Origin of the sequence: Pseudomonas sp. PSE14, assembly GCF_029203285.1 — a bacterium.
Lineage (GTDB): Bacteria > Pseudomonadota > Gammaproteobacteria > Pseudomonadales > Pseudomonadaceae > Pseudomonas.
In genome coordinates this window covers 3,998,590-4,020,504 of sequence record NZ_CP115669.1, presented here as the reverse complement: position 1 = coordinate 4,020,504, position 21,915 = coordinate 3,998,590, and the positions used below count along the sequence as shown (strand labels likewise).

At 64.0% G+C, this 21,915-nt stretch carries 20 protein-coding genes; 9 read left to right on the top strand and 11 right to left on the bottom strand.

Annotation, left to right across the window (positions count from 1 at the left end):
* Positions 1-47: 47 nt before the first annotated feature.
* Entirely contained in the window at positions 48-638 is a 591-nt protein-coding gene (locus tag O6P39_RS18355) for an NAD(P)H-dependent oxidoreductase (RefSeq protein ID WP_275607893.1), read from the bottom strand.
* Between the two features lie 169 nt (positions 639-807).
* Here O6P39_RS18355 and O6P39_RS18350 point away from each other — a divergent pair, with 169 nt between their 5' ends.
* Positions 808-1,107: a putative quinol monooxygenase gene (locus O6P39_RS18350; RefSeq protein ID WP_275607892.1), complete on the top strand. Its 300-nt coding sequence runs from the start codon at positions 808-810 to the stop codon at positions 1,105-1,107.
* Positions 1,108-1,114: 7 nt separating this feature from the next.
* Here the strand turns inward: O6P39_RS18350 and O6P39_RS18345 are convergent, their stop codons facing one another.
* Positions 1,115-2,557: a sensor domain-containing diguanylate cyclase gene (locus O6P39_RS18345; RefSeq protein ID WP_275607891.1), complete on the bottom strand. Its 1,443-nt coding sequence runs from the start codon at positions 2,555-2,557 to the stop codon at positions 1,115-1,117.
* A gap of 238 nt (positions 2,558-2,795) precedes the next feature.
* On the opposite strand from O6P39_RS18345, the gene O6P39_RS18340 reads away from it, so the two are divergent.
* A complete protein-coding gene (locus O6P39_RS18340; protein WP_275607890.1) occupies positions 2,796-3,644 on the top strand; it encodes a CAP domain-containing protein in 849 nt (282 codons plus the stop codon).
* A 4-nt stretch (positions 3,645-3,648) separates the two neighbouring features.
* Here O6P39_RS18340 and O6P39_RS18335 read toward each other — a convergent pair whose 3' ends face one another.
* From O6P39_RS18335 to O6P39_RS18320, 4 genes are all read right to left on the bottom strand, one after another.
* Complete coding sequence (locus O6P39_RS18335; RefSeq protein ID WP_275607889.1) at positions 3,649-4,170, bottom strand: hypothetical protein; 522 nt, start codon at positions 4,168-4,170, stop codon at positions 3,649-3,651.
* A 340-nt stretch (positions 4,171-4,510) separates the two neighbouring features.
* A complete protein-coding gene (locus O6P39_RS18330; protein WP_152222109.1) occupies positions 4,511-5,347 on the bottom strand; it encodes a bifunctional allantoicase/(S)-ureidoglycine aminohydrolase in 837 nt (278 codons plus the stop codon).
* A 184-nt stretch (positions 5,348-5,531) separates the two neighbouring features.
* Positions 5,532-6,416, bottom strand: a complete 885-nt coding sequence (locus O6P39_RS18325; protein WP_275607888.1) for a LysR family transcriptional regulator — start codon at positions 6,414-6,416, stop codon at positions 5,532-5,534.
* 73 nt (positions 6,417-6,489) lie between these two features.
* Positions 6,490-6,732, bottom strand: coding sequence for a hypothetical protein (locus O6P39_RS18320; protein WP_275607887.1), 243 nt, complete (start codon positions 6,730-6,732; stop codon positions 6,490-6,492).
* Positions 6,733-6,956: 224 nt separating this feature from the next.
* Here O6P39_RS18320 and O6P39_RS18315 point away from each other — a divergent pair, with 224 nt between their 5' ends.
* Positions 6,957-7,280, top strand: a complete 324-nt coding sequence (locus O6P39_RS18315; RefSeq protein WP_275607886.1) for a hypothetical protein — start codon at positions 6,957-6,959, stop codon at positions 7,278-7,280.
* An 845-nt stretch (positions 7,281-8,125) separates the two neighbouring features.
* On the opposite strand, the gene O6P39_RS18310 is transcribed toward O6P39_RS18315, so the two are convergent.
* The 4 genes from O6P39_RS18310 to O6P39_RS18295 all read right to left on the bottom strand — a co-directional run bounded on the left by O6P39_RS18310 (position 8,126) and on the right by O6P39_RS18295 (position 14,302).
* A complete protein-coding gene (locus tag O6P39_RS18310; RefSeq protein WP_275607885.1) occupies positions 8,126-8,593 on the bottom strand; it encodes a Bro-N domain-containing protein in 468 nt (155 codons plus the stop codon).
* Positions 8,594-9,218: 625 nt separating this feature from the next.
* Positions 9,219-9,440, bottom strand: a complete 222-nt coding sequence (locus O6P39_RS18305; RefSeq protein WP_275607884.1) for a DUF2188 domain-containing protein — start codon at positions 9,438-9,440, stop codon at positions 9,219-9,221.
* Between the two features lie 387 nt (positions 9,441-9,827).
* Positions 9,828-11,075: a ribonucleotide-diphosphate reductase subunit beta gene (locus O6P39_RS18300; protein ID WP_275607883.1), complete on the bottom strand. Its 1,248-nt coding sequence runs from the start codon at positions 11,073-11,075 to the stop codon at positions 9,828-9,830.
* A 335-nt stretch (positions 11,076-11,410) separates the two neighbouring features.
* Positions 11,411-14,302, bottom strand: coding sequence for a ribonucleoside-diphosphate reductase subunit alpha (locus O6P39_RS18295; protein ID WP_275607882.1), 2,892 nt, complete (start codon positions 14,300-14,302; stop codon positions 11,411-11,413).
* Between the two features lie 770 nt (positions 14,303-15,072).
* On the opposite strand from O6P39_RS18295, the gene O6P39_RS18290 reads away from it, so the two are divergent.
* The 6 genes from O6P39_RS18290 (at position 15,073) to modC (ending at position 20,801) form a co-directional block, all read left to right on the top strand.
* Positions 15,073-15,777, top strand: coding sequence for a response regulator (locus O6P39_RS18290; protein WP_275607881.1), 705 nt, complete (start codon positions 15,073-15,075; stop codon positions 15,775-15,777).
* A 45-nt stretch (positions 15,778-15,822) separates the two neighbouring features.
* Positions 15,823-16,338, top strand: a complete 516-nt coding sequence (locus O6P39_RS18285) for a GNAT family N-acetyltransferase (protein ID WP_275607880.1) — start codon at positions 15,823-15,825, stop codon at positions 16,336-16,338.
* On the top strand, positions 16,335-17,954 hold the full coding sequence (locus O6P39_RS18280) for an ATP-binding protein (protein ID WP_275607879.1): 1,620 nt from the start codon (positions 16,335-16,337) through the stop codon (positions 17,952-17,954). The genes O6P39_RS18285 and O6P39_RS18280 overlap by 4 nt, the downstream gene beginning before the upstream one ends.
* Before the next feature lie 275 nt (positions 17,955-18,229).
* Positions 18,230-18,985, top strand: a complete 756-nt coding sequence (modA, locus tag O6P39_RS18275) for a molybdate ABC transporter substrate-binding protein (RefSeq protein WP_275607878.1) — start codon at positions 18,230-18,232, stop codon at positions 18,983-18,985.
* Between the two features lie 24 nt (positions 18,986-19,009).
* Complete coding sequence (gene modB / locus O6P39_RS18270; protein ID WP_275607877.1) at positions 19,010-19,690, top strand: molybdate ABC transporter permease subunit; 681 nt, start codon at positions 19,010-19,012, stop codon at positions 19,688-19,690.
* A 7-nt stretch (positions 19,691-19,697) separates the two neighbouring features.
* Positions 19,698-20,801, top strand: coding sequence for a molybdenum ABC transporter ATP-binding protein (gene modC, locus O6P39_RS18265; RefSeq protein ID WP_275607876.1), 1,104 nt, complete (start codon positions 19,698-19,700; stop codon positions 20,799-20,801).
* A 243-nt stretch (positions 20,802-21,044) separates the two neighbouring features.
* On the opposite strand, the gene O6P39_RS18260 is transcribed toward modC, so the two are convergent.
* Positions 21,045-21,758: a 4'-phosphopantetheinyl transferase superfamily protein gene (locus tag O6P39_RS18260; protein ID WP_275607875.1), complete on the bottom strand. Its 714-nt coding sequence runs from the start codon at positions 21,756-21,758 to the stop codon at positions 21,045-21,047.
* Between the last annotated feature and the right edge of the window lie 157 nt (positions 21,759-21,915).

The following is a 21,915-nucleotide window of genomic DNA, read 5'->3' as shown; positions in this document are numbered from 1 at the left end:
GCTCGGACTTTCCCGGACGCAGGCCGTTGCACCTGCGAGAAGCGCAGTCAGGCCTGGGTGCCAAACACCTCGGCCAAGTGCCGCCGGTAGCGCTCCACATCGCCCTCGATATCCGGACGCTTCATCACGTCCACGCAGAGGAAGGTCGGCAGCGGGCTCATGCCCAGGAACTGGTTGGCCTTGTGGAAGGGGAAGTACACCGCGTCCACGCCCTTGCCCTCGAAGAAATCGGTCGGATCGTCGAAGGCTTGCTGCGGCGCGTTCCAGGTGGCCGAGATCATGTACTGCTTGCCCTGCAGCAGGCCGCCGCTGCCGTACTTCTGCGAGGCGTCGGAGCGGGTGCGGCCGTCGTTGGCGTAGAGGCTGCCGTGGCCGGCGGTGAACACCTCGTCCAGGTACTGCTTCACGGTCCAGGGCGCGCCCATCCACCAGCCTGGCATCTGGTAGATCACCACGTCGGCCCAGAGGATCTTCTGCACTTCTTCGGCAATGTCGTAGCCGCCGTCGACGAAGGTTTCCTTCACGTCGCAACCGGCACGGTCGAGGTACGCGATGGCGGCCTCATGCAGGGTGGCGTTGTAGCGGCCGTCGGAATGGGCGAACTGCTTGCCGCCATTGATCAGCAGGATCTTTTTCATCGAAGGGAGTCTCAAAATGACAAATTCTGGATGGCGGCAGGATATCGACGTGCACGAAGCGGAAAAACCCGTTTCCGGACAAAGGATACGTGCGTGAGACTCACGAATGCTGAGCATTGATTTGCGTCAGGATAGGCAATCTTTCCCGCCCATCCCGGAGCCAATCTTCATGTACGCCTTCATCCTCCAGGCCCACACTCGTCCGGAACAATCCGACGCCTTCGAGAACCTGTTCCGTGCCTACCTCGCACCGAGCCGCGCCGAAGACGGCTGCGTCCAGTACCACATGCTGCGCGATGCCCATGATCCGACCCTGTTCACCTTCTTCGAGGTCTGGCAGAGCCGCGAGCATCTGGCCGTGCACACCGCCCTGCCGCACATGCGCGAATTCCATGAACGGCGCATGGACTACCTGCGCCGCGATTTCGACATTCAGGAAGTCGAGGTGATGGCGCCGCTCGCGGGCTGAGGCGTACTCAGGCCACCACCTGGTTGCGTCCCGCCGCCTTGGCCTTGTAGAGGTTCGCATCCGCCGCTGCGATCAGCGTTTCGATGCTGTCCGCCGGGGTTGCCGAGGTGCTCGCTACGCCGACGCTCACGGTCACCACGCCGAGTTTGCCCTTGGCGTGGGGCAGGGCGGTTTCCTCCACGGCGCGGCGGATCGATTCGGCCACGCGCTCGGCGGCAGAGAGGTCGCAGCCGGGCAGGATGACCACGAATTCCTCGCCGCCGTAACGCGCCACGCCATCCTCCGCGCGGCGGCAGCCCTGGCGGATGAGGTGTGCCACGTTGACCAGCGCCAGGTCGCCGCGGGGGTGGCCGTAGTGGTCGTTGTAGGCCTTGAACTGGTCGATATCCAGCATCAGCACCGCCAGGTGGCCGTCACCGCCGCGGCGGCGCTGCCATTCGAATTGCGCCTTCTCGTCGAACCAGCGGCGGTTGTGCAGGCCGGTCAGCGGATCGGTGTCGGCCTCGGCGCGCAGGCGGTCTTCCTTGGCGTCGCGGCGGCGCAGATGGCGACTGAGGCGGAAGGCGAAGAAGATCGTCGCGCTGTTGATCGCCAGCAGCAGCCCGCTGGTGATCCAGTTGCGTGCGCTCCAGGTCTGGAAGATTTCCTCCCGGTACAACTCGACCGATACCGTCACTGGGTAGTCGCCAACGCGCCGATAGCCGCGCCAGTAGGCATCCGAACCATTGGACTGCTGGCGGAAAAACTCCTTCTCGCCGCTGTCGACGAAGCTGCGGAACATCCTGGCCTCATCCTCGCGGTTGCGCGTTGGCGCCGCCGGCCACTGTGCCAGGGCGGTGCCGTCGAGCAGGCGGATCGACACCACCTCGTTCTTGCCCAGGTCCAGTTCGCGGACGAAGGTTTCCAGATGCCGCAGTTCCTTGATCGCCGCGACCACGCCGAGAACCTTGCCGTCCTTGTCCTGCACGGCGCGGCTGAGCGCGGTGCTGGGCGAGGGCGTCGGATAGGAGGGCATGAACGGGTGACTCAGGAACAGGCGCGAAGGGTTGGCACGCGGGCCCTTGAAATACTCGCGCCGGGACAGGTCCCTGTGCGCCTCGCTGACGTGGTTGAGGTCCACCAGCAAGTGGCCGTTCGCGTCGGTCACCACCAGCGTGCCCGCCATCATGGAACTGGCGGCGTGCCCCTGCACCAGTTCCTGCAGCACCTGCCGGGACAGCTCGGGGGTGGCCGAGCCGGCAATGACGTTGGAGAGTGTCTGCAGCGTCTGCAGATGCACATCCAGGTCGCGGTGGAGATCCCGCTCCACCAGTATCAGGGTGTTCTTGCCGCTGGCTTGGGCATAGGCCAGCGCATCCTGCCTCATCTGCAGCATGTGCCAGCCGGCCAGCAGCGACGCAGCCACCGCCAGCAGGAAAGTAATGAAGAAAATCCGGCGCGGGTAGAACACAGCACCTCCCGCCTTGTTCGGAGCCTGTTTGGAAAACGCTCGGTTATTTTCATTGTCCGACAGGCTGGAGGGCGTGCAATCGAAGTCAATCAAAGCCTTGTCACAAATCAGGTCGCCCCGAGAAATAACCCACGTGCAGGCCGCAAAGGCTCCTGACGCGGCCCGGATTGCTCGCCAACGCAGCCAAACGCCAAAGAATCACGCATCATGTACGCCATTTCGCCAAGGGGAATCCCGCATGGGTGCCACGTCGTTCATCCCGCGTAGCCTTCTGTTCTCGCTGGGTCTGCTGTCCGCCACCTTCGCCATTGCCGCCGACCAGGAGCAACTGGTTGACGCCATCAACGCCTATCGCGGCGAGGTGCAGTCCTGCGCCGGCAGCGCCTCGCAGGCCTTGCCGCCGCTGGCGGTGGAGCAGCGCCTGGCGATCCCCGCCGGCGTCGGCGACTGGAAGACCGCGCTGAACCAGACCGGCTATCCCATGAGCAGCGTGCGCATGCTCAGCCTCACCGGTCCGCGCGACGCGAACGCGGCGATGAAGGCGCTGCAGGAAAGCTTCTGCCAGGTGCTGCTCGACCCGCAGTTCGTCGACATTGGCGTGAACCGCGAGGGCGACGACTGGCGCATTCTCCTCGGCCGTCCGCTGCTGCAAGGCAAGCTCGGCACCTGGGAGGCCGAAGGCCAGCAACTGCTGCAGGCGATCAACGCCGCCCGCGGCCAGGCTCGCCAGTGCGGCGGGCAGAACTTCGGCAACGCTCCCGCGCTGACCTGGAACGCCACCCTCGGCAGCATCGCCGAAGGCCATAGCCGCGACATGGCCAACAACAACTACTTCGACCACAAGGGCCGCGATGGCAGTACCCCCGGCGATCGTGCGGAGCTGGGCGGCTACAGCTTCCAGCAGATCGGCGAGAACATCGCCGCCGGCCAGGGCAATGCGCGCAAGGTGGTGGACAGCTGGCTGTCCAGCCCCGGCCATTGCGCCAATCTGATGAACCCGCAGTTCCGCGAACTGGGCGCGGCCTACGCCGCCGACCCGAAGAGCGACGCCGGCATCTACTGGACGGCGATGTTCGGATCGCCCTGAGCCGTCACCGACCGCCGCTGACAGAGCCTGGCTCGCCGGCCTGGCGCTTCACCTTCGCCGCGAGGATGGCCGCCTCCACCGCCGCCAGCGTGCCCGAGGCGGGGGGCCGCTCGAAGACGCGGCTCTCGGCGAGCGAGGAGACGCGCTCGCCGCCGTCCAGCGTGAACTCCACGAACGCCAGGTGCTCCGACCAGGAGCGATAGCGCCGCACCATGAACAGGCTGTGGCGGCTGCGTACCGAGCTGATCTTTTCCAGGGGGATCTGCCGGTGGCTGTCCTTGCCGCACAGCACCAGCTCGCCCTTGTCGATGAAGGCCGGCTCGGCTCGCGAGACCCGCAGCCATTCCACCGTGAAGCGCCCGACCAGCACCAGCAGGCACAGCGGCAGGGCGGAAAACAGCGCGATTACGCCGCTGAACAGCTTGATCAGCGTGAAGGCGACCATTGCCAGCAGGATCAGCAGGGTGACGGCGCGGTAGAAATGGACGTTGTCGAACTCGGTCTGCGGCAAGAACCGAACTTCCATGTGCATGCTTCCTCGGCGAGTACGAAATGTCTATCAGCCAGACTTTTTTAGCAGACCGCGCGCCGCTTGCCACGCGAGGCGCGTCACGGTACGCAGGGACGTAGGGCGTATACCGTTCCGCGTTATACGCCGATTGACCATGGCTTCGCGGGACTTCGAGTTCAGCTGCGGAGCCAGTGCTGGTCGAGGTGAGTCGGCGTACAACCGCGAACGGTTGTACGCCCTACCGAATCCCGGCCACTCAACCCCGAATGCCACCCAAAGAAAAACCGGCGCCTTGGCGCCGGTTTTTCATGTGTCGCTGCGGTAGTCAGAGAGACTTCCCGCCCGAACCTTTCGCTCAGTGCGCTTGGTTCAGGGTCAGGCGCATATGACGGTTCACATCCTTGTACAGCAGGTAGCGGAAGCGACCAGGGCCACCGGAGTAGCAAGCCTGCGGGCAGAAGGCGCGCAGCCACATGAAGTCGCCGGCTTCCACTTCGACCCAGTCCTGGTTCAGGCGGTAGACCGCCTTGCCTTCCAGCACGTACAGGCCGTGTTCCATCACGTGGGTTTCAGCGAAGGGAATCACGCCGCCCGGCTCGAAGTTCACGATGTTGACGTGCATGTCATGACGCATGTCGCTCATGTCGACGAAGCGGGTGGTGCTCCAGCGGCCTTCGGTATCCGGCATCACCTTCGGCTCAATGTCCTGCTCGTTGGTGACGAAGGCTTCCGGCAGCGGTACGCCGTCGACCTTCTGGTAGTGCTTGCGGATCCAGTGGAAGCGGGTGTGCTGGCCGGAGGTGTTGCGCACCTTGTAGTCCGCGCCCGGCGGAATGAAGGCGTAGCCACCCGGCTGCATGTTGTGGACCTGGCCTTGCAGGGTCAGGGTCAGCTCGCCTTCGACGATGAACAGCACCGCTTCTGCGTTGACGTCCTGCTCCGGCTTGTCGCTGCCGCCGTTGGGGGCCAGCTCGACGATGTACTGGGAGAAGGTCTCGGCAAAGCCGGACAGCGGGCGGGCGATGACCCACATGCGCATGTTGTCCCAGAAGGGCAGGTGGCTGGTGACGATGTCACGCATCACGCCCTTGGGGATCACGGCATAGGCTTCGGTGAACATCGCGCGGTCGGTGAGCAGCTCGGTCTGTGCCGGGTGCCCGCCGTGCGGCGCGTAATAGCTGGTTTTGGCCATGGGGGATTTCCTCATTGTTGTCTTGCTGCCCGTCGCATCGCGCCGGGGCGAACAATTCGTGCAGAGCGGCGCGCTGCCTGAGCGCTAGCCGTCGCTGAGAGCCACGATATCCAGCGGCGTGTTCATGCACAAATTAAATGTTGGAATCCGCCGTATTCATTTATCGAATGTGAGGGCGCGCCGCTCAGCCCTGCGTGTCCTGGGCCAGAACCCGCGACAGCACACGGGCGAGCTCCTTCACCTTGGGGTCCGCCGCCGGGCGATGCAGCAGCGCCACTTCGAACACATCCACCGAGGGCAGGCCGGTGTTCTTCGGCAGCACCGTGTGCTCTGCCGTCACCGCCCGTTGCGGCAGCAGACCGATGCCCATGCCGTCGGCAATGGCCGACTGGATGCCGGAGAGGCTCGAACTGGTGAAGCTGATATGCCAGCGTCGACCCACGGCCTCCAGCGCGGCGATCATCTCGTCGCGGTACACCCCGCGCGGCGGGAAGGTGACGATGGGCAGCGGGTCCAGCTCGATGCAGGGGTTCTTCGCGCTGTCCACCCAGCGCGTCTTCTCCGGCCAGCAGGCCACCGCCTCACGGGCGTTCTGCCGTTGCTTGAGCAGCACCAGGTCCAGCTCGCCGCGGTCGTAGCTGGCGGAAATATCGCGGCTCAATCCGCTGGTCACCTCCAGCTTCACCTGTGGATAGCGCCGGTTGAAGGCCGCCAACTGCTCGGTGGTGCGGCCGCTGGCGAAGTCATCCGGCACGCCGATGCGCACCGTCAGCGCCACCGTGGCGCCGGACAGCGCCTCGACCATCTCGTCGTTCAGCGCCAGCAGGCGCCGCGCATAACCCAGCAGCGTCTCCCCGGCGTCGGTGGGCAGCACATCGCGGTTGCCGCGCTCCAGCAGGCGATGGCCGGCCATTTCTTCCAGGCGGCGGATCTTCTGGCTGATGGTGGACTGGGTGGAGTGCAGGCGCGTGGCGGCCGTGGTGAAGCTGCCGCAGTCGGCCACCGTGACGATGGCCCGGAGCAGGTCGAGGTCGAACAGGCGGGTATTCGATTTTTCACTTTCGCTCATGGCGGTATCGACTTTCTGAATGTCGATTCCGCTTTTAACAGCTCCACCTCGATGCGGCAATCATCCCTGGCGGTTAGCTGTCGGTGAACTTCGACCAAGGGTCTGCCGACCCCGCACGCCGGTCGCCCTTGCGGCGATCCGCCTCGAAACGGATGCTCTGGCGCCGGTCGGTGCCGCTGCGGCGGTCCTTGCCGTGGCGGGTATCGACCATGAATTTCGGTTTGGCAGGCGCAGCAGGCTCGGCCGGGGCCGCCTCGTCCGGTTCAAGGGGAACCAGGCTGAGTTCGTCGAGGTTCAGTTTGCCATCGGTGCTCATCGCGTCACTCCTGTGCATCGCACAGCACTGAGCGTAGATCAGGGCAGCACATTTGTAGGAGCGAGCCTGCTCGCGAACTCGCGCCATTTGTCAGCATCCGCTCCCGGGGCGATCTCGGAGTACCAGGGGATATTTATGTGGCCAGTGCGCAGAACGATGTCGAATCCGCCATCTAGACTCTCCATGCCCAAGACATACCCCGTGGAATCACAAGGAGCGTCACCATGAAAGGTCTTTCCAAACTTCTGCCGCTGCTGGCAGTTACCGCCGCGCTGTCCGGTTGCATGAGCGATCAGGAATTCATCGCCTCCAACCAGCAGGCCGCCATCGGCGCCACCGAGTCGCGGGCGAAGTTCGAGCTCAATTGCCAGCAGGTGACGTCCAGCATCCTGTCGAGCAAGGTCACGCAGAACCGCATTGGCTACCAGCGCACCGAATACACCATCGGCGTTCGCGGCTGCGGTCGGCAGGCGACCTACCTTACCTATTGCCTTGATGCCACCAACTGCAATGCACTGAGCGATACCGCCCGCGTGGGGAACGAGTGAGTCTGCGCCGCTTCGGTGTGTGCTGAGAGTTTTTGTTTCGCCCCCTCGGGCGAGTCACTTTTCTCAAACGCCAGAAAAGTAACCAAAAGGGCTCGTCCCGGCATCCGGCCCCGGCTTCGCCGGGGTTCCCTCCTTCCGGCATCGCTCCGAGGGTCGGCGTAGAAGGGCCATCCATGGCCCTCTACGCCTCTCGCGGCATCCATGCCGCTCGCCCCTCTGCGCAATACCTCCACTCGGCCTCCTGACGGGACTCTGCGCGCGCCGGCAACTTTGGCTGCTTTATGCTGGATTGCTCTTCGTAGGAGCGAGCTTGCTCGCGAACCGCCTAACGCCGGTGCGGCCGGGTAATTCTGTTCGCGAGCAAGCTCGCTCCTACAGGTGTTCGTCCTGCAACGTGGGCGCAATGGTGGGCCTTCGCGGACAAGGTCCGCTCCTACGAAAGCATGCGCACCGCTCTGGCTCTGGATTTAAAGATTTCCAGAGAAATATCCGAGCGCGCCGGAGCGCCCCTTCAGGAGGCCGAGTGGAATCGGAGTTTCAGGGGTTGAGCGGCATGGATGCCGCGAGAGCCGCGATGGGCCAGGGATGGCCCTTCGCGGCGGGCCCCTGAAACTTCGATGGAACGAGGGAAGTCCCGCGAAGCGGGACCCGGATGCAGGGGCAAGCCTTCTTGGTTACTTCTTCGGCGTTTGGAAGAAGTGACTCGCCCGAGGGGGCGAAACAAAATCCCCCAGCACACACCGAAGCGGCGCATACACACCCAACCCGAAGCAAACAAAATCGCGGGCATGGCCCGCGACCCGTCACCACACGAAACGATGGGTTTCGCTCCGCTCTACACCATCCTACGAGGCCCCCTCCGGCCCCGGACTCAATACCGGCCACTGCTGATACGGCACCCAGACCACCCCCTGCCACTTCAACACCGACAAGCTCGTCGGCCCCTGGAGTATTTCCCGGCGCGGCTCGCCAAGGCTGATGGCGTGCTGGTCACGCAGGGCGGGGATGACGTGCAGCGAGAGCCACTGGCGGATGCTGCGGTTTTCCGGGTGGAAGTAATGGATCAGCGTGGCGTACATCGCCGATTCGCTGAGCAGCAGTTCATCGATGTACTCGCCGCTGCCGTCGAGCATCCAGGCGTGGCGGAACTGGTCCTCGTCCAGGTTGCGCTCCACGCGTTCGGCCAGCAGCGGAAAGCCGATCAGCCGGCCCAGGTCGTGGGCGCAGAACCAGCACTGGTCTTCCAGCAGCACGGCGCGCAGCTGGCGCTTGTGGCGGGTGAATACGGTGGGGATCAGGACCTCTTCAGACATGACGCACCTCCGGAAGGGAGGGGGAAGCGGTTGGGTACAGCGAAGCGCCTTCGGGGCGAAGGCTGGGGGCGAAAGGCATATCCATTACCTCTGGTCGCTTCTTAGGGCGTAATTGGAGTCGGGAGCTAAGAAACCCACCAGAGACGGGCCGGACGTATTCCCCTTGCGGGTCTTGTATTAGCCCACTCCCGACAGCGCGAGTGACCTTTCTTGCGGACGTGGCTAGGCCGCGGGCGCAAAAAAGCCGCAAAAGCTATCGGGTGCGGTGGACCGCTCTGGTTTAAGGCGTTTCTTAGGCGCCGGGAGCGAGGGTAGGGCGTTGGATAGCGAGGGTCAACTGCGCTGCGCATAACTGGCAAGCAGTTATGCGCAGCTGAGCCTTTTTAGGCCGTCGGAGATTTATTGGCAGTGGACTGTCGAGAGCTGAAGGCTCTCCAAGCTTCTGATGCACCGAAGCAAATCAGTGCAACCGGAAGCCCCCATTTAACGTCTGCACCGATAAGTCCGAAGACTTCGCACAAATACAGAACGCCAGAGATAAGAACAAATATCCCAAAAAACATAGCGATAACTCCTGTGCAGTGAATAGGTTGGAAGGCTCGTCCTTGAGCCAGGCACAGCGGTTTCAGCCTTTGGGCGGGTAGGGATCATTTCCGTAGCTATTACGCTCGCGGATCTGCCCCTTTTCATTGTGGATAAAGAGCTCGCTCTTCTGGTTGATCGCAATACCGCGAGCATGCTCAATCGCTTCGGCCTGGGTGTCGAACTCCTTGGTTACCTTGGAGTTTCCCTCACCTTTAACGGCCCAGTTGTCGCCATGTGGGACAACATGTTGATTTTTACTCATGAGAATTTCCTCATCGAACGTTTATGGACGAGCCCACTGGTTGGGCTCTGAGTGGGTGCTGGCGGAGCTTCCTCGTCAGCTGAGGTGCTGGCTCCGACGGCTAGCCGTTGACACCGCCTCAGGGTTGTCCATAATCACGTCCCGCATTTCCCCAAATGCTTACGTGATTTTGGTTAACCCCTGATCACGGCCCGTGTAGGTGGGCTTCGTTCACCTGCGCGGTAAAGACCCCCGGCATCCGTGACAGCGGGTGCCGGGGTTTTTTGTTTCTAGTCCATTCTGATTTCTCAGAAACAGCTGGCGCGTCCTTGTGCCACACATCGACTACGTCTTGCTTCAAAACACTCCTAATGCCCTTCCGTGGGCTTTTATGGTCTTGCCCCTAATTCAGTCCCAGCTCAGCGCGCCGCCGGTCTGGTACTCGATCACGCGGGTCTCGAAGAAGTTTTTCTCCTTCTTCAGGTCCATGATTTCGCTCATCCACGGGAACGGGTTGCTGGTGCCCGGGTATTCCTCTTTGAGGCCGATCTGGGTCAGGCGGCGGTTGGCGATGAACTTGAGGTAGTCCTCCATCATCGCGGCATTCATGCCCAGTACGCCGCGCGGCATGGTGTCGCGAGCGTATTCGATCTCCAGCTGGGTGCCCTGGAGGATCATCTGGGTGGCCTCGTCCTTCATCTGGGCATCCCACAGGTGCGGGTTTTCGATCTTGATCTGGTTGATCACGTCGATGCCGAAGTTCAGGTGCATGGATTCGTCGCGCAGGATGTACTGGAACTGCTCGGCGGTGCCGGTCATCTTGTTGCGGCGGCCCATGGAGAGGATCTGGGTGAAACCGCAGTAGAAGAAGATGCCTTCCAGGACGCAGTAGTAGGCAATCAGGTTGCGCAGGAACTGGCGGTCGGTCTCCGGGGTACCGGTCTGGAACTTGGGATCGGAGATCGAGCGGGTGTACTTCAGGCCCCAGGAGGCTTTCTTCGCGACCGAAGGGATCTCGTGGTACATGTTGAAGATTTCGCCCTCGTCCATGCCCAGCGACTCGATGCAGTACTGGTAGGCGTGGGTGTGGATCGCTTCCTCGAAGGCCTGGCGCAGGATGTACTGGCGGCACTCGGGGTTGGTGATCAGGCGGTAGACGGCCAGCACCAGGTTGTTGGCGACCAGGGAGTCGGCGGTGGAGAAGAAGCCGAGGTTGCGCATGACGATGCGGCGCTCGTCTTCGGACAGGCCGTCCTTGCTCTTCCACAGGGCAATGTCGGCGTTCATGTTCACTTCCTGGGGCATCCAGTGGTTGGCGCAACCATCCAGATACTTCTGCCAGGCCCAGTCGTACTTGAAAGGTACGAGCTGGTTGAGGTCGGCGCGGGCGTTGATCATCTGCTTGTCGCCGACTTGTACGCGGGCGGCGGAGCCTTCGAGATCGTCCAGGCCTTCCTGGATGTCCAGGGCGTCGAGGGCCTGCTTGGCACGGGCGACGGCGTCGGAGTCGGCGGCGGAAACGGCGCGGGCTTCTTCAACCGAGCCGGCGGCTTCGGAGTCAAGCTTGTCAGCGCTTTGCGCGGCGGCCTGGGCGACTGCCGGGGCGGCCTTGGTTTCGGTGGCGTCTTCTTTGTCGAATTCGTCCCAGCTCAGCATGGGTCCTCTCCTGTTCTGGATGGCCGTTCTGTGGCGGCCTGATGTCTGGTGGCGTGTGTGAGTGCACGCTAAGAGCTTGTGCTTCTTCCGCTGGCGAATCATCGCGGGCGGGGGAGGCTGTTGTTCTGAGGGCGACGGGGCCCTGAAGAGCCCCTCACCCTAGCCCTCTCCCAGAGGGAGAGGGGACTTTGAAACTCCGTGGTTTCGGCGGTGCCTCGGAGCGAGGCCGCGCTAGGCGCCTGGTAGGTCGGAGCCCCTGAGCGTACGACTGTACGTGATGGGGGCCGACCTGCCGGGCAACGACGCGCGGACCGTTCCGAGGGCCGCTTACACCCTTACTGGCAGGCTTCGCAGTCGGGGTTGTCGATGCTGCAGGCCTTGGGTACAGGGGCCGGCTGCGGCGCGGCGGCCGGAGCGGCTTGCAGGCCTTCGTCGCCACCGGCCGACACGGCGTTGAGCTTGCCGGTGTTGATGGTGGACTTCTCGGTGCTGGTGGCGGCCAGGGCACGGAGGTAGTAGGTGGTCTTCAGACCACGGTACCAGGCCATGCGGTAGGTCACGTCCAGCTTCTTGCCCGAGGCGCCGGCGATGTAGAGGTTCAGGGACTGGGCCTGATCGATCCACTTCTGGCGGCGGCTGGCGGCGTCGACGATCCACTTGGTCTCGACTTCGAAGGCGGTGGCGTACAGGTCCTTCAGGTCTTGCGGGATGCGCTCGATCTGCTGCACGGAGCCGTCGTAGTACTTCAGGTCGTTGACCATGACCGGGTCCCACAGGCCACGCACTTTCAGGTCGCGAACCAGGTAGGGGTTGATCACGGTGAACTCGCCGGAGAGGTTCGATTTCACGTACAGGTTCTGGTAGGTCGGCTCGATGGACTGCGATACGCCGGTGATGTTGGCGATGGTCGCGGTCGGCGCGATGGCCATGATGTTCGAGTTACGGATGCCTTTCTGTACGCGAGCACGTACCGGAGCCCAGTCGAGGGATTCGGTCAGGTCGACGTCGATGTACTTCTGGCCACGGGCTTCGATGAGGATCTGCTGGGAGTCCAGCGGCAGGATGCCCTTGGACCACAGGGAGCCGTCGAAGGTCTCGTAGGCGCCACGCTCGTCGGCCAGGTCACAGGAAGCCTGGATGGCGAAGTAGCTCACCGCTTCCATGGACTTGTCGGCGAACTCGATGGCAGCGTCGGAGCCGTACGGGATGTGCTGCAGGTACAGCGCATCCTGGAAGCCCATGATGCCCAGGCCGACCGGACGGTGCTTGAGGTTCGAGTTGCGAGCCTGCGGGACCGAGTAGTAGTTGATGTCGATAACGTTATCGAGCATGCGCACGGCGGTCTTCACGGTCTTCTCGAGCTTGGCGGTGTCCAGCTTGCCGTCGACGATGTGGTTGACCAGGTTGATCGAGCCCAGGTTGCAGACGGCGATTTCGTCGGCATTGGTGTTCAGGGTGATCTCGGTGCACAGGTTCGAGCTGTGGACCACGCCCACATGCTGCTGCGGGCTGCGCAGGTTGCACGGGTCCTTGAAGGTCAGCCACGGGTGGCCGGTCTCGAAGAGCATGGAGAGCATCTTGCGCCACAGGTCCTTGGCCTGGACGACCTTGAACACCTTGATCTTGTTGTACTCGGTCAGGGCTTCGTAATACTCGTAGCGCTCTTCGAAGGCCTTGCCGGTCAGATCGTGCAGGTCCGGTACTTCGGACGGGGAGAACAGGGTCCACTTGCCGTCGTCGAAGACGCGCTTCATGAACAGGTCCGGAATCCAGTTCGCGGTGTTCATGTCGTGGGTACGGCGACGGTCGTCACCGGTGTTCTTGCGCAGCTCGAGGAATTCCTCGATGTCCAGGTGCCAGGTTTCCAGGTAGGCGCAGACGGCGCCCTTGCGCTTGCCACCCTGGTTTACGGCGACGGCGGTGTCGTTCACCACTTTCAGGAACGGAACCACGCCCTGGGATTTGCCGTTGGTGCCCTTGATGTAGGAGCCCAGCGCGCGCACCGGGGTCCAGTCGTTGCCCAGGCCGCCGGCGAATTTCGACAGCATGGCGTTGTCGTGGATGGCGTTGTAGATGCCCGACAGGTCGTCCGGAACGGTGGTCAGGTAGCAGCTGGAGAGCTGCGGACGCAGGGTGCCGGCGTTGAACAGGGTCGGGGTGGACGACATGTAGTCGAACGAGGAGAGCAGGTTGTAGAACTCGATGGCGCGAGCTTCACGGTCCTTCTCTTCGATGGCCAGGCCCATGGCCACGCGCATGAAGAAGACCTGCGGCAGTTCGAAACGGATGCCGTCCTTGTGGATGAAGTAGCGGTCGTACAGGGTCTGCAGGCCGAGGTAGGTGAACTGCTGGTCGCGCTCGTGGTTCAGCGCGGCGCCCAGCTTGGCCAGGTCGAACTCTTTCAGCTTGCTGTCGATCAGCTCGAACTCGGCGCCTTTCTCGACATAGGCGGCCAGGGCCTTGGTGTAGAGGTCGGCCATCTCGTGGTGAGTGGCGCTCTCGGCTACGCCCAGGAAGCCCAGGGCTTCGGCGCGCAGGGTGTCCATCAGCAGGCGGGCGGTGACGTAGGAGTAGTTCGGCTCGCGCTCGACCAGGGTACGGGCGGTCATCACCAGGGCGGTGTTGACGTCCTTCTCGGCCACGCCGTCGTACAGGTTCTTCAGGGTTTCGCGTTCGATCAGGTCGCCATCGACTTCGGCCAGGCCTTCGCAGGCTTCGCGGATGATGGTCTGCAGGCGGCCCATGTCCAGCGGCTGGGTGCTGCCGTCGGCCTTGGTGATGCGGATGCTCGGGTGCGGCTGGGCGATGTCGCTGGCGGTGCCGGCGTTCTTGCGCTCGTTGGCACGGGCTTCGCGGTAGATCACGTAGTCGCGGGCGACTTTCTGCTCGCCGGCACGCATCAGGGACAGTTCGACCTGGTCCTGGATTTCTTCGATATGGATGGTGCCACCGGAGGGCATGCGGCGCTTGAAGGTCGCGGTGACCTGTTCGGTCAGGCGGCGCACGGTCTCATGGATGCGCGACGAGGCGGCAGCGGTGCCGCCTTCCACGGCGAGGAACGCCTTGGTGATGGCTACGGTGATCTTGTCATCGGTGTAGGGGACTACGGTGCCGTTGCGCTTGATCACGCGCAGCTGGCCCGGCGCGGTGGCGGCCAGATCCTGGGAGGATTCGGCGGCCTGCGGCGCTGCGGCCTGCGGGTTCTCGCGAGTGGTGTCGATTTGCATGGGTGGTGTTCTCCACGTTCTCGTAATTGGTGTGTTACTGGCACTGTCGGTGCCGGCCCGAAAATAAAGAGCGAAAAGAGCAGTGGCCCGCGGCAGGACCGCGAGCTGAAAAATTCTTTTGGAGCAGGGGGATAGAGACCCGAAGCGCCTCCCTGGCCCAAATCGGGTGCCGGCTTTACGGGCCGGGACCACAATACCTAGTGGTGTTGAAGCTATCGTTGCAACACCAGTACCGCGTTTCCATCGACATGAATCGCTCCTTGCGGGTCGCCCCGCCTGGTCCATCAGTACGGCTGGAATACGTTGTGGTTGAACCGGAGGAGCCGTGGAACAGGCTCGCGACTTCGACTTTCTTCTTGTGTCCGGCTCACTGTGACAAACCCAAGATGTAGGGGTAAGCCACAACGGGGATACAAGATAATGCGCTAGTGGGGGGTTTGCAAGGCGAGAGGCTTGGGAAAAGCTGTGGATAAAATGTGGGTGAAATGTGGGTGAAGCGGGGTAACTCGCGCCAGCCCGCATGCTGAGCGCCTTTCACCGTTCGTCGTGGTTGGTGACAGATTTTTCACTCAGTGGGGTGGCGTCGTGAGGGGGAGAACACTACCACAATATGTAGTGTTTTTGCCGCAGCAGCTCTTGACCTTTCCGGGCAATCTCTGTCCATGCCGCCGGCGTGCGACGCGGCGGGCAATCTGGCTACAATGCCGGCCGCTTTCGCGGGCTTTCTGCTTCAGTTAATCAGGAGGGCCCGCCCTGCATCAGGAGGCAAGGTGGAACAAGAAGCGCGCATTCTCATTGTCGAGGACGACCAGCGACTGGCCGAGCTGACCCAGGATTACCTGGAGAGCAATGGCCTGGCGGTGTCCATCGAGTCCAACGGCGCGGCGGCGGTGGAGCGGGTGCTGGCCGAACGCCCGGACCTGGTGGTGCTCGACCTGATGCTGCCCGGCGAGGATGGCCTGTCGATCTGCAAGCGCCTGCGCCCGGACTATGACGGCCCGATCCTGATGCTTACCGCGCGCACCGATGACATGGACCAGGTTCAGGGCCTGGAAATGGGCGCCGACGACTATGTGTGCAAGCCGGTACGCCCGCGCCTGTTGCTGGCGCGCATCCGCGCCTTGCTGCGGCGCAGCGAGCCGGTCGAAGCTGCTCCGGTTTCCGGTGGCAAGCGCCTGACCTTCGGCAAGCTGGTGATCGACAATGCCATGCGCGAGGCTTGGCTGGACGAGCAGACCATCGAGCTGACCAGCGCCGAGTTTGACCTGCTCTGGCTGCTGGCGTCGAACGCCGGGCGCATTCTTTCCCGCGAGGAAATCTTCAACCTGCTGCGCGGCATCGAATACGACGGCCAGGACCGTTCCATCGATGTGCGCATTTCGCGCATCCGCCCGAAGATCGGCGACGACCCGATGCATCCGCGGCTGATCAAGACGGTGCGCAGCAAGGGTTATCTGTTTGTCGGGGAGCTGTGAGCCTTGGCCGGCCAGGGGTTTCCTGAGCTGCACGGCGAGCGCTTCTTGCTGCGTGCGTTTTCCGATGCGGATCAGCCGGCGGTATTTCGCGCGCTGTCGCACCCGCAGGTGATCCGTTACTACGGTGTTTCCTACGCGACGCTCGAAGCCACCCGCGAGCAGATGGAGTGGTTCGAGCGCATCCATGAAGAAGGCAGCGGCATCTGGTGGGCGATCTGCCGGCCCGATACGCGTGCCGAGGTCATCGGTGGTTGCGGCTTCAATAACTGGCTGCAGGGACATCGTCGCCTGGAGCTGGGTTACTGGCTGATGCCGGAGTACTGGGGGCATGGTGTGATGAGCGAGTGCCTGCCGCTGATCCTGCGGCACGCCTTCGTCGAGATGAAGGTGCATCGCATCGAGGCCGAGGTGGAGACGGAGAACACCGCCAGCAGCCGCCTGCTGCTCCGGCACGGTTTCGTCCATGAGGGACGGCGGCGCGAGTGCGAGGTGAAGGATGGCGCGTTCGTCAGCCTGGATAACTTCGGCTTGCTTGATCCGGCGGCTGTGCCGCAGCCATGAAATCCATCTTCCTGCGCATCTACGGCGGCATGCTGCTGACCCTGGTGCTGGTGGCCGCCCTCGGCGTGCTGACCCTGCACCTGGTCAACGAGGTGCGCGGCGAGCGTTATCGCGAGGACCTGGCGCGCGGTACTTTCCGTCTGATGGCCGATGAGCTGTTGCCGATGGCAGAGGTGGATCGCAAGCGCGCGCTGACCCAGTGGAGCCGCCTGCTGGGCATTCCGCTGAAGCTGGTCAGCCTGGATGGCCTGGGTATGGAAGGGCGCAGCCGGGCGCGGCTGATGAACGACCAGGTGCTGGTGCAGGCCGTTGACGATACGCACAGGGTGGAGGTGCTCACCCAGGTCAGCGCGGCGGAGGGACTGATCCTTGCCGGCGAGGTGGAGCAGGTCAGCGAGCAGCTGGCGCGGGCGACTATCTACCTGCTGATGGATGAGCTCAAGCGTTATCCGGCCAGCGAGCAGCCTTACCATCTGGCGCGCATCGTTCGCGACAAGCGCTTCGGCTACGAGGTGCACCTGCTCAGCATCAAGGAAGTGGACCTCGACGACGACCAGAGCCGCCGCGTGGAGGAGGGCGACACGGTGATGGCGCTGGGCAAGGACGGCGATTCCATCCGCGTGCTGGCCGGCATCCTCGATACGCCCTGGGTGCTGGAGCTGGGGCCGATCTACCAGATGAACCCCTATCCGCCGCAGTTGCTGTCGATCATCGTGATCGTCGCCCTGAGCCTGATCGGCCTGACCCTGTACCTGCTGATCAGCGGCCTGGAACAGCGCCTGCGCAGTCTGGAGTCGGCTGCCACGCGCATTGCCCGTGGCAGCCTGGATACCCGCGTGGAGGCGCGCGGCGCCGACTCGGTGGGGCGCCTGGCGGGGGCGTTCAACCATATGGCGGAGCAGTTGCAGTTGCTGCTGGCGATGCAGCGCGAGCTGGTGCGCGCGGTGTCCCATGAGTTGCGCACGCCGGTGGCGCGCCTGCGTTTCGGCCTGGAGATGATCGAGTCGGCGGAGACCGATGCGGCGCGGCGCAAGTACATGGAGGGCATGGACGGCGACATCCAGGACCTCGACCAACTGGTGGACGAGATGCTCACCTATGCGCGCCTGGAGCAGGGCTCGCCGGCGCTGACCTACCAGCGTCTGGAGCTGGCGGCCTTGGTGGAGCAGGTGGTTTCGGAAATCGCGCCGCTGCGGCGGGAGATCGCCGTCAGCATCGCGCCGGGGCCGCTGGTGCCGTTCGACCAGGGCAGCTGGGTGGAGGCCGAGCCGCGCTACCTGCACCGCGCGCTGCAGAACCTGCTGACCAATGCCCTGCGTTATGCCGAGGGCCGCGTGCGGGTCAGCTTCCGGGTCAGCGTGGACCGCTGCCAGGTGGATGTCGAAGACGATGGTCCGGGGGTGCCGGAATCGCAGTGGCCGCGCCTGTTCCAGCCGTTCTTCCGGGCCGATGACAGCCGTGCGCGGGGCACGGGCGGGCATGGGCTGGGGCTGTCGATCGTGCGGCGGATCGTCCATTGGCATGGCGGGCGGGCGTCGATCGCGCGCAGCGAGAGCCTGGGCGGCGCCTGCTTCACGTTGGTCTGGCCGCGCCGGCAGGCGCCCAAGATCGAATGAGGCGGGCGCCCAGGTCTGGGTAAGTTGCCGCCAGCATATTCGCGATATTTGACCTTTAGGTCAAAAAATGCAGAATGCTGCCGATGTCGCCGACCTGGTCGGGGCGTTCCGCTTTAAGCCGCTTTCTTCCTTTCGCTTGAGTTCCCCATGAGGGGTATTGCAGCTTCGCGGCTATCGTTATGTAATTTTAGTTATAGCGAGCATGCCAGCGCAGCCGGTGCGTTCGTCCGTCTCGACCTCGAAGCCTGATAACAACAATCCACTGGAGCCTCACGATGAACCACCGCTTCGCTCGTTTCTCCCTGCTGGTCGCTTCCTGCTTCGCCCTGCACTCGGCGCTGGCAGATGAAGTGCAGGTTGCCGTCGCCGCCAACTTCACCGCGCCGATCCAGGCGATCGCCAGGGACTTCGAGAAGGACACCGGCCACAAGCTGGTCGCCGCTTACGGCGCCACCGGCCAGTTCTACACCCAGATCAAGAACGGCGCGCCGTTCGAGGTGTTCCTCGCCGCCGACGACAGCACGCCGAAGAAGCTGGAGGCGGAGAAGGAGATCGTCCCCGGCTCGCGCTTCACCTACGCCATCGGCACCCTGGCGCTGTGGTCGCCGAAGGACGGCTACGTCGACGCCAAAGGCGAGGTGCTGAAGAAGGACGGGTTCAAGCACCTGTCCATCGCCAACCCGAAAGCCGCGCCCTACGGCCTGGCCGCCACCCAGGTGCTGGACAAGATGGGCTTGAAGGACAAGGTCGCCGGCAAGCTCGTCGAAGGCCAGAACATCGCCCAGGCGTTCCAGTTCGTTTCCACTGGCAATGCCGAACTGGGCTTCGTGGCGTTGTCGCAGGTCTGCAAGGATGGCAAGGTGACGAGTGGTTCCGCGTGGATCGTGCCGGCCGAGCTGCATGACCCGATCCGCCAGGACGCGGTGATCCTCAACAAGGGCAAGGACAGTGCCGCCGCCAGGGCGCTGGTCGAGTACCTGAAGGGGCCGAAAGCCGCCGCGGTGATCAAGTCCTACGGCTACGAAATCTGATTCTCGAACAGGCAAGGAAGAGCGATGCCCCTGACACAGGAGGATTTGCAGGCCATCTGGCTCACCGTCGAGCTGGCGGCCCTGAGCACTGCGATTCTCCTGCTGATCGGCACGCCCATCGCCTGGTGGCTGGCACGCACCCGCTCCTGGCTGAAAGGCCCGCTGGGGGCGGTGGTGGCGCTGCCGCTGGTGCTGCCGCCGACGGTGATCGGCTTCTACCTGCTGATCGCCCTCGGGCCCAATGGCACCATCGGGCAACTCACCGAGAGCCTGGGGCTGGGGCGGCTGCCCTTCACCTTCGCAGGCCTCGTGGTGGGCTCGGTGTTCTATTCGTTGCCCTTCGTGGTGCAGCCGTTGCAGAACGCCTTCGAGGCGATCGGCGACAAACCGCTGGAGGCCGCCGCGACGCTGCGGGCGGGCCCCCTGGATACCTTCTTCTCCGTGGTCCTGCCGTTGGCGCGGCCGGGCTTCATCACCGCCAGCATCCTCGGCTTCGCCCATACGGTCGGCGAATTCGGCGTGGTGCTGATGATCGGCGGCAACATTCCGGGCAAGACCCGCGTGGTGTCGGTACAGATCTTCGATCACGTCGAGGCCATGGAGTACGCCCAGGCGCACTGGCTGTCCGGTGGCATGGTGGTGTTCTCCTTCCTCGTCCTGCTGGCGCTCTACGCGAGCCGTCGCAGCCGTTCGGCCTGGGCCTGAGGTGGCCATGAACGAAGCCATCGACGGGCGAGCCATCGAAGCGCGGTTCCAGATCGCCTACCCAGGCTTCAGCCTGGAGGTGGACCTGCAACTGCCGGGGCGCGGCGTCACCGCGCTGTTCGGCCATTCCGGCTCCGGCAAGAGCACCTGCCTGCGCTGTGTGGCGGGGCTCGAACGTGCGCCGCTCGGTCGCCTGGTGGTAAACGGGGAGGTCTGGCAGGACAGCGCCACGGGCGTGTTCCTGCCGCCGCACCGGCGTGCGCTGGGTTATGTGTTCCAGGACGCCAACCTGTTCGAGCACCTGTCGGTACGGCGCAATCTCACCTACGGCATGAAGCGCGTACCGCGCGACCAGCATCGCGTGGCGCTGGAGCAGGCCAACGAGCTGCTGGGCATCGGCCATCTGCTGGAACGCATGCCGGCGAACCTCTCCGGCGGCGAGCGGCAGCGCGTCGGTATAGCCCGCGCGCTGCTGACCAGCCCGCGCCTGCTGCTGATGGACGAGCCGCTGGCGGCGCTGGACCTCAAGCGCAAGGCGGAAATCCTGCCGTACCTGGAGCACCTGCATGACGAGCTGGATATACCGATCCTCTACGTCAGCCACTCGCCGGACGAAGTCGCGCGGCTGGCCGACCACCTGGTGCTGCTCGACCAGGGCAAGGCGATCGCCAGCGGGCCGGTCGTCCAGACCCTGGCGCGCACCGACCTGCCGATTTCGCATCTGGAAGACGCCGGCGTGGTCATCGATGGGCAAGTGCTGGAGCACAACGCCGAGTACGGTCTGCTGAGCCTGGCGCTACCCCACTGCGAGCAGCGCATTCGCCTGGCCCATGCGCCGATGGAAAAGGGCCGGGCGCTGCGCATCAAGGTGCAGGCGCGGGACGTCAGCCTGAGCCTGGAGCCGGCGGCGCACAGCAGCATCCTCAACGTGCTGCCGGCGACGGTGGTGGAGATGGTGCCCACGGACAACCCCGCGCACCTGCTGGTGAAGCTGGACGTGGCCGGCACGCCGCTGCTGGCGCGGATCACCCGCTATTCCTTCGACCAGCTCGGGCTGCATGCCGGGCAGGTGGTGTGGGCGCAGATCAAGTCGGTGGCGTTGCTGGCCTGAGGCTGCGTGCTTTTCGTAGGAGCGAGCTTGCTCGCGAACGGGGCCGCGACCCAGTGTCAGGTTGATAGGAAGAGCTTCGCGAGCAAGCTCGCTCCTACAGGATAGGCCCCGTGCCCAAAGGACACGGGCAAAGAAAAAGGACGACCAACACGGGCCGCCCTTTTTTCTTTCAGATTACGCCTTGCGCCCGTGACGAGCATCCTGGTCGCGCCGGGAGCCGGCGCCGATGCTGTGGCATGGCCGTCAGATGTCAGCGGGAATCGCCACCAGGCTGAGCAGACGATCACCGAGCAGGCTGAATTGCCCATCGATTTCCTTGCCGTGGTGCCACTCCGCCGACAGGTCGGTGAGCAAACGCAGGCGGGCATGGCCGCCGGCCGACCACTGGACCAGTTCGGCGTGCTCGAAGTAGAAGCGCTGGCGGACCAGCGGGAAGAGCGCCTTGAACAGGCTTTCCTTGAGCGAGAAGGTGAGGGTGACCTGCAGGGCGGCCTGCTCGGGGGCGAGCCGGGACAGCTCGTCCGGGGTGAGGATTTCACCGGCCAGGCGCTGGGCGCGGGTGCTGTCGAGGCGGCTCTCCACGTCCAGCCCCAGGCCGCGCCAGGCATGGCTCTGGGCGACCACGGCGGCTGCCCAGCCATCGCCATGGGTGATCGATCCGCAGAAGCCCGATGGCCAGATCGGTGCGCGCTCGTCGTCGGTGCCGGGCACCGTGGGGTCGGCACCGCTGGCCTGCAACGCCGCGCGGGCGCAGAGGCGGCCGGCGAGGTATTCGGCCTGACGCTTGGCGACGGCGCGCTGGATGTTCGCCGGGGCCGGCACCTGGCTGGCCTGGAAGTCATCGGGTAGCAGGCGGTTGCGATCGAAGTGAGTGCTGCGCAGCTGGCAGCCGGCCAGTGGAGTGGGCAGCGGCCAGTCGGCGGAGAGCGGGGTGCAGAAGGCGGGCAGGGTGGTCATGGCGAACATTCTGCCGCGCCGAAACGTGGCTCACCAGTCACGCGGCGATTACATTCCTTTGCAAACCTTCACCAAAGGCGTACGGATTCGCCGGCGCGGCTTTGCCAAACTGCCGGCCGCGTTTCCCAATGGGGACGCAGGTGAGGTTGTTGTCGGG

What these genes read in the sequence shown, in the direction of transcription:
- O6P39_RS18355 (WP_275607893.1), bottom strand. Translation starts at nt 638, where the DNA reads ATGAAAAAGATCCTGCTGATCAATGGCGGCAAGCAGTTCGCCCATTCC.
- O6P39_RS18350 (WP_275607892.1), top strand. Translation starts at nt 808, where the DNA reads ATGTACGCCTTCATCCTCCAGGCCCACACTCGTCCGGAACAATCCGAC.
- O6P39_RS18340 (WP_275607890.1), top strand. Translation starts at nt 2,796, where the DNA reads ATGGGTGCCACGTCGTTCATCCCGCGTAGCCTTCTGTTCTCGCTGGGT.
- O6P39_RS18335 (WP_275607889.1), bottom strand. Translation starts at nt 4,170, where the DNA reads ATGGAAGTTCGGTTCTTGCCGCAGACCGAGTTCGACAACGTCCATTTC.
- O6P39_RS18330 (WP_152222109.1), bottom strand. Translation starts at nt 5,347, where the DNA reads ATGGCCAAAACCAGCTATTACGCGCCGCACGGCGGGCACCCGGCACAG.
- O6P39_RS18325 (WP_275607888.1), bottom strand. Translation starts at nt 6,416, where the DNA reads ATGAGCGAAAGTGAAAAATCGAATACCCGCCTGTTCGACCTCGACCTG.
- O6P39_RS18320 (WP_275607887.1), bottom strand. Translation starts at nt 6,732, where the DNA reads ATGAGCACCGATGGCAAACTGAACCTCGACGAACTCAGCCTGGTTCCC.
- O6P39_RS18315 (WP_275607886.1), top strand. Translation starts at nt 6,957, where the DNA reads ATGAAAGGTCTTTCCAAACTTCTGCCGCTGCTGGCAGTTACCGCCGCG.
- O6P39_RS18310 (WP_275607885.1), bottom strand. Translation starts at nt 8,593, where the DNA reads ATGTCTGAAGAGGTCCTGATCCCCACCGTATTCACCCGCCACAAGCGC.
- O6P39_RS18305 (WP_275607884.1), bottom strand. Translation starts at nt 9,440, where the DNA reads ATGAGTAAAAATCAACATGTTGTCCCACATGGCGACAACTGGGCCGTT.
- O6P39_RS18300 (WP_275607883.1), bottom strand. Translation starts at nt 11,075, where the DNA reads ATGCTGAGCTGGGACGAATTCGACAAAGAAGACGCCACCGAAACCAAG.
- O6P39_RS18295 (WP_275607882.1), bottom strand. Translation starts at nt 14,302, where the DNA reads ATGCAAATCGACACCACTCGCGAGAACCCGCAGGCCGCAGCGCCGCAG.
- O6P39_RS18280 (WP_275607879.1), top strand. Translation starts at nt 16,335, where the DNA reads ATGAAATCCATCTTCCTGCGCATCTACGGCGGCATGCTGCTGACCCTG.
- modA (WP_275607878.1), top strand. Translation starts at nt 18,230, where the DNA reads ATGAACCACCGCTTCGCTCGTTTCTCCCTGCTGGTCGCTTCCTGCTTC.
- modB (WP_275607877.1), top strand. Translation starts at nt 19,010, where the DNA reads ATGCCCCTGACACAGGAGGATTTGCAGGCCATCTGGCTCACCGTCGAG.
- modC (WP_275607876.1), top strand. Translation starts at nt 19,698, where the DNA reads ATGAACGAAGCCATCGACGGGCGAGCCATCGAAGCGCGGTTCCAGATC.
- O6P39_RS18260 (WP_275607875.1), bottom strand. Translation starts at nt 21,758, where the DNA reads ATGACCACCCTGCCCGCCTTCTGCACCCCGCTCTCCGCCGACTGGCCG.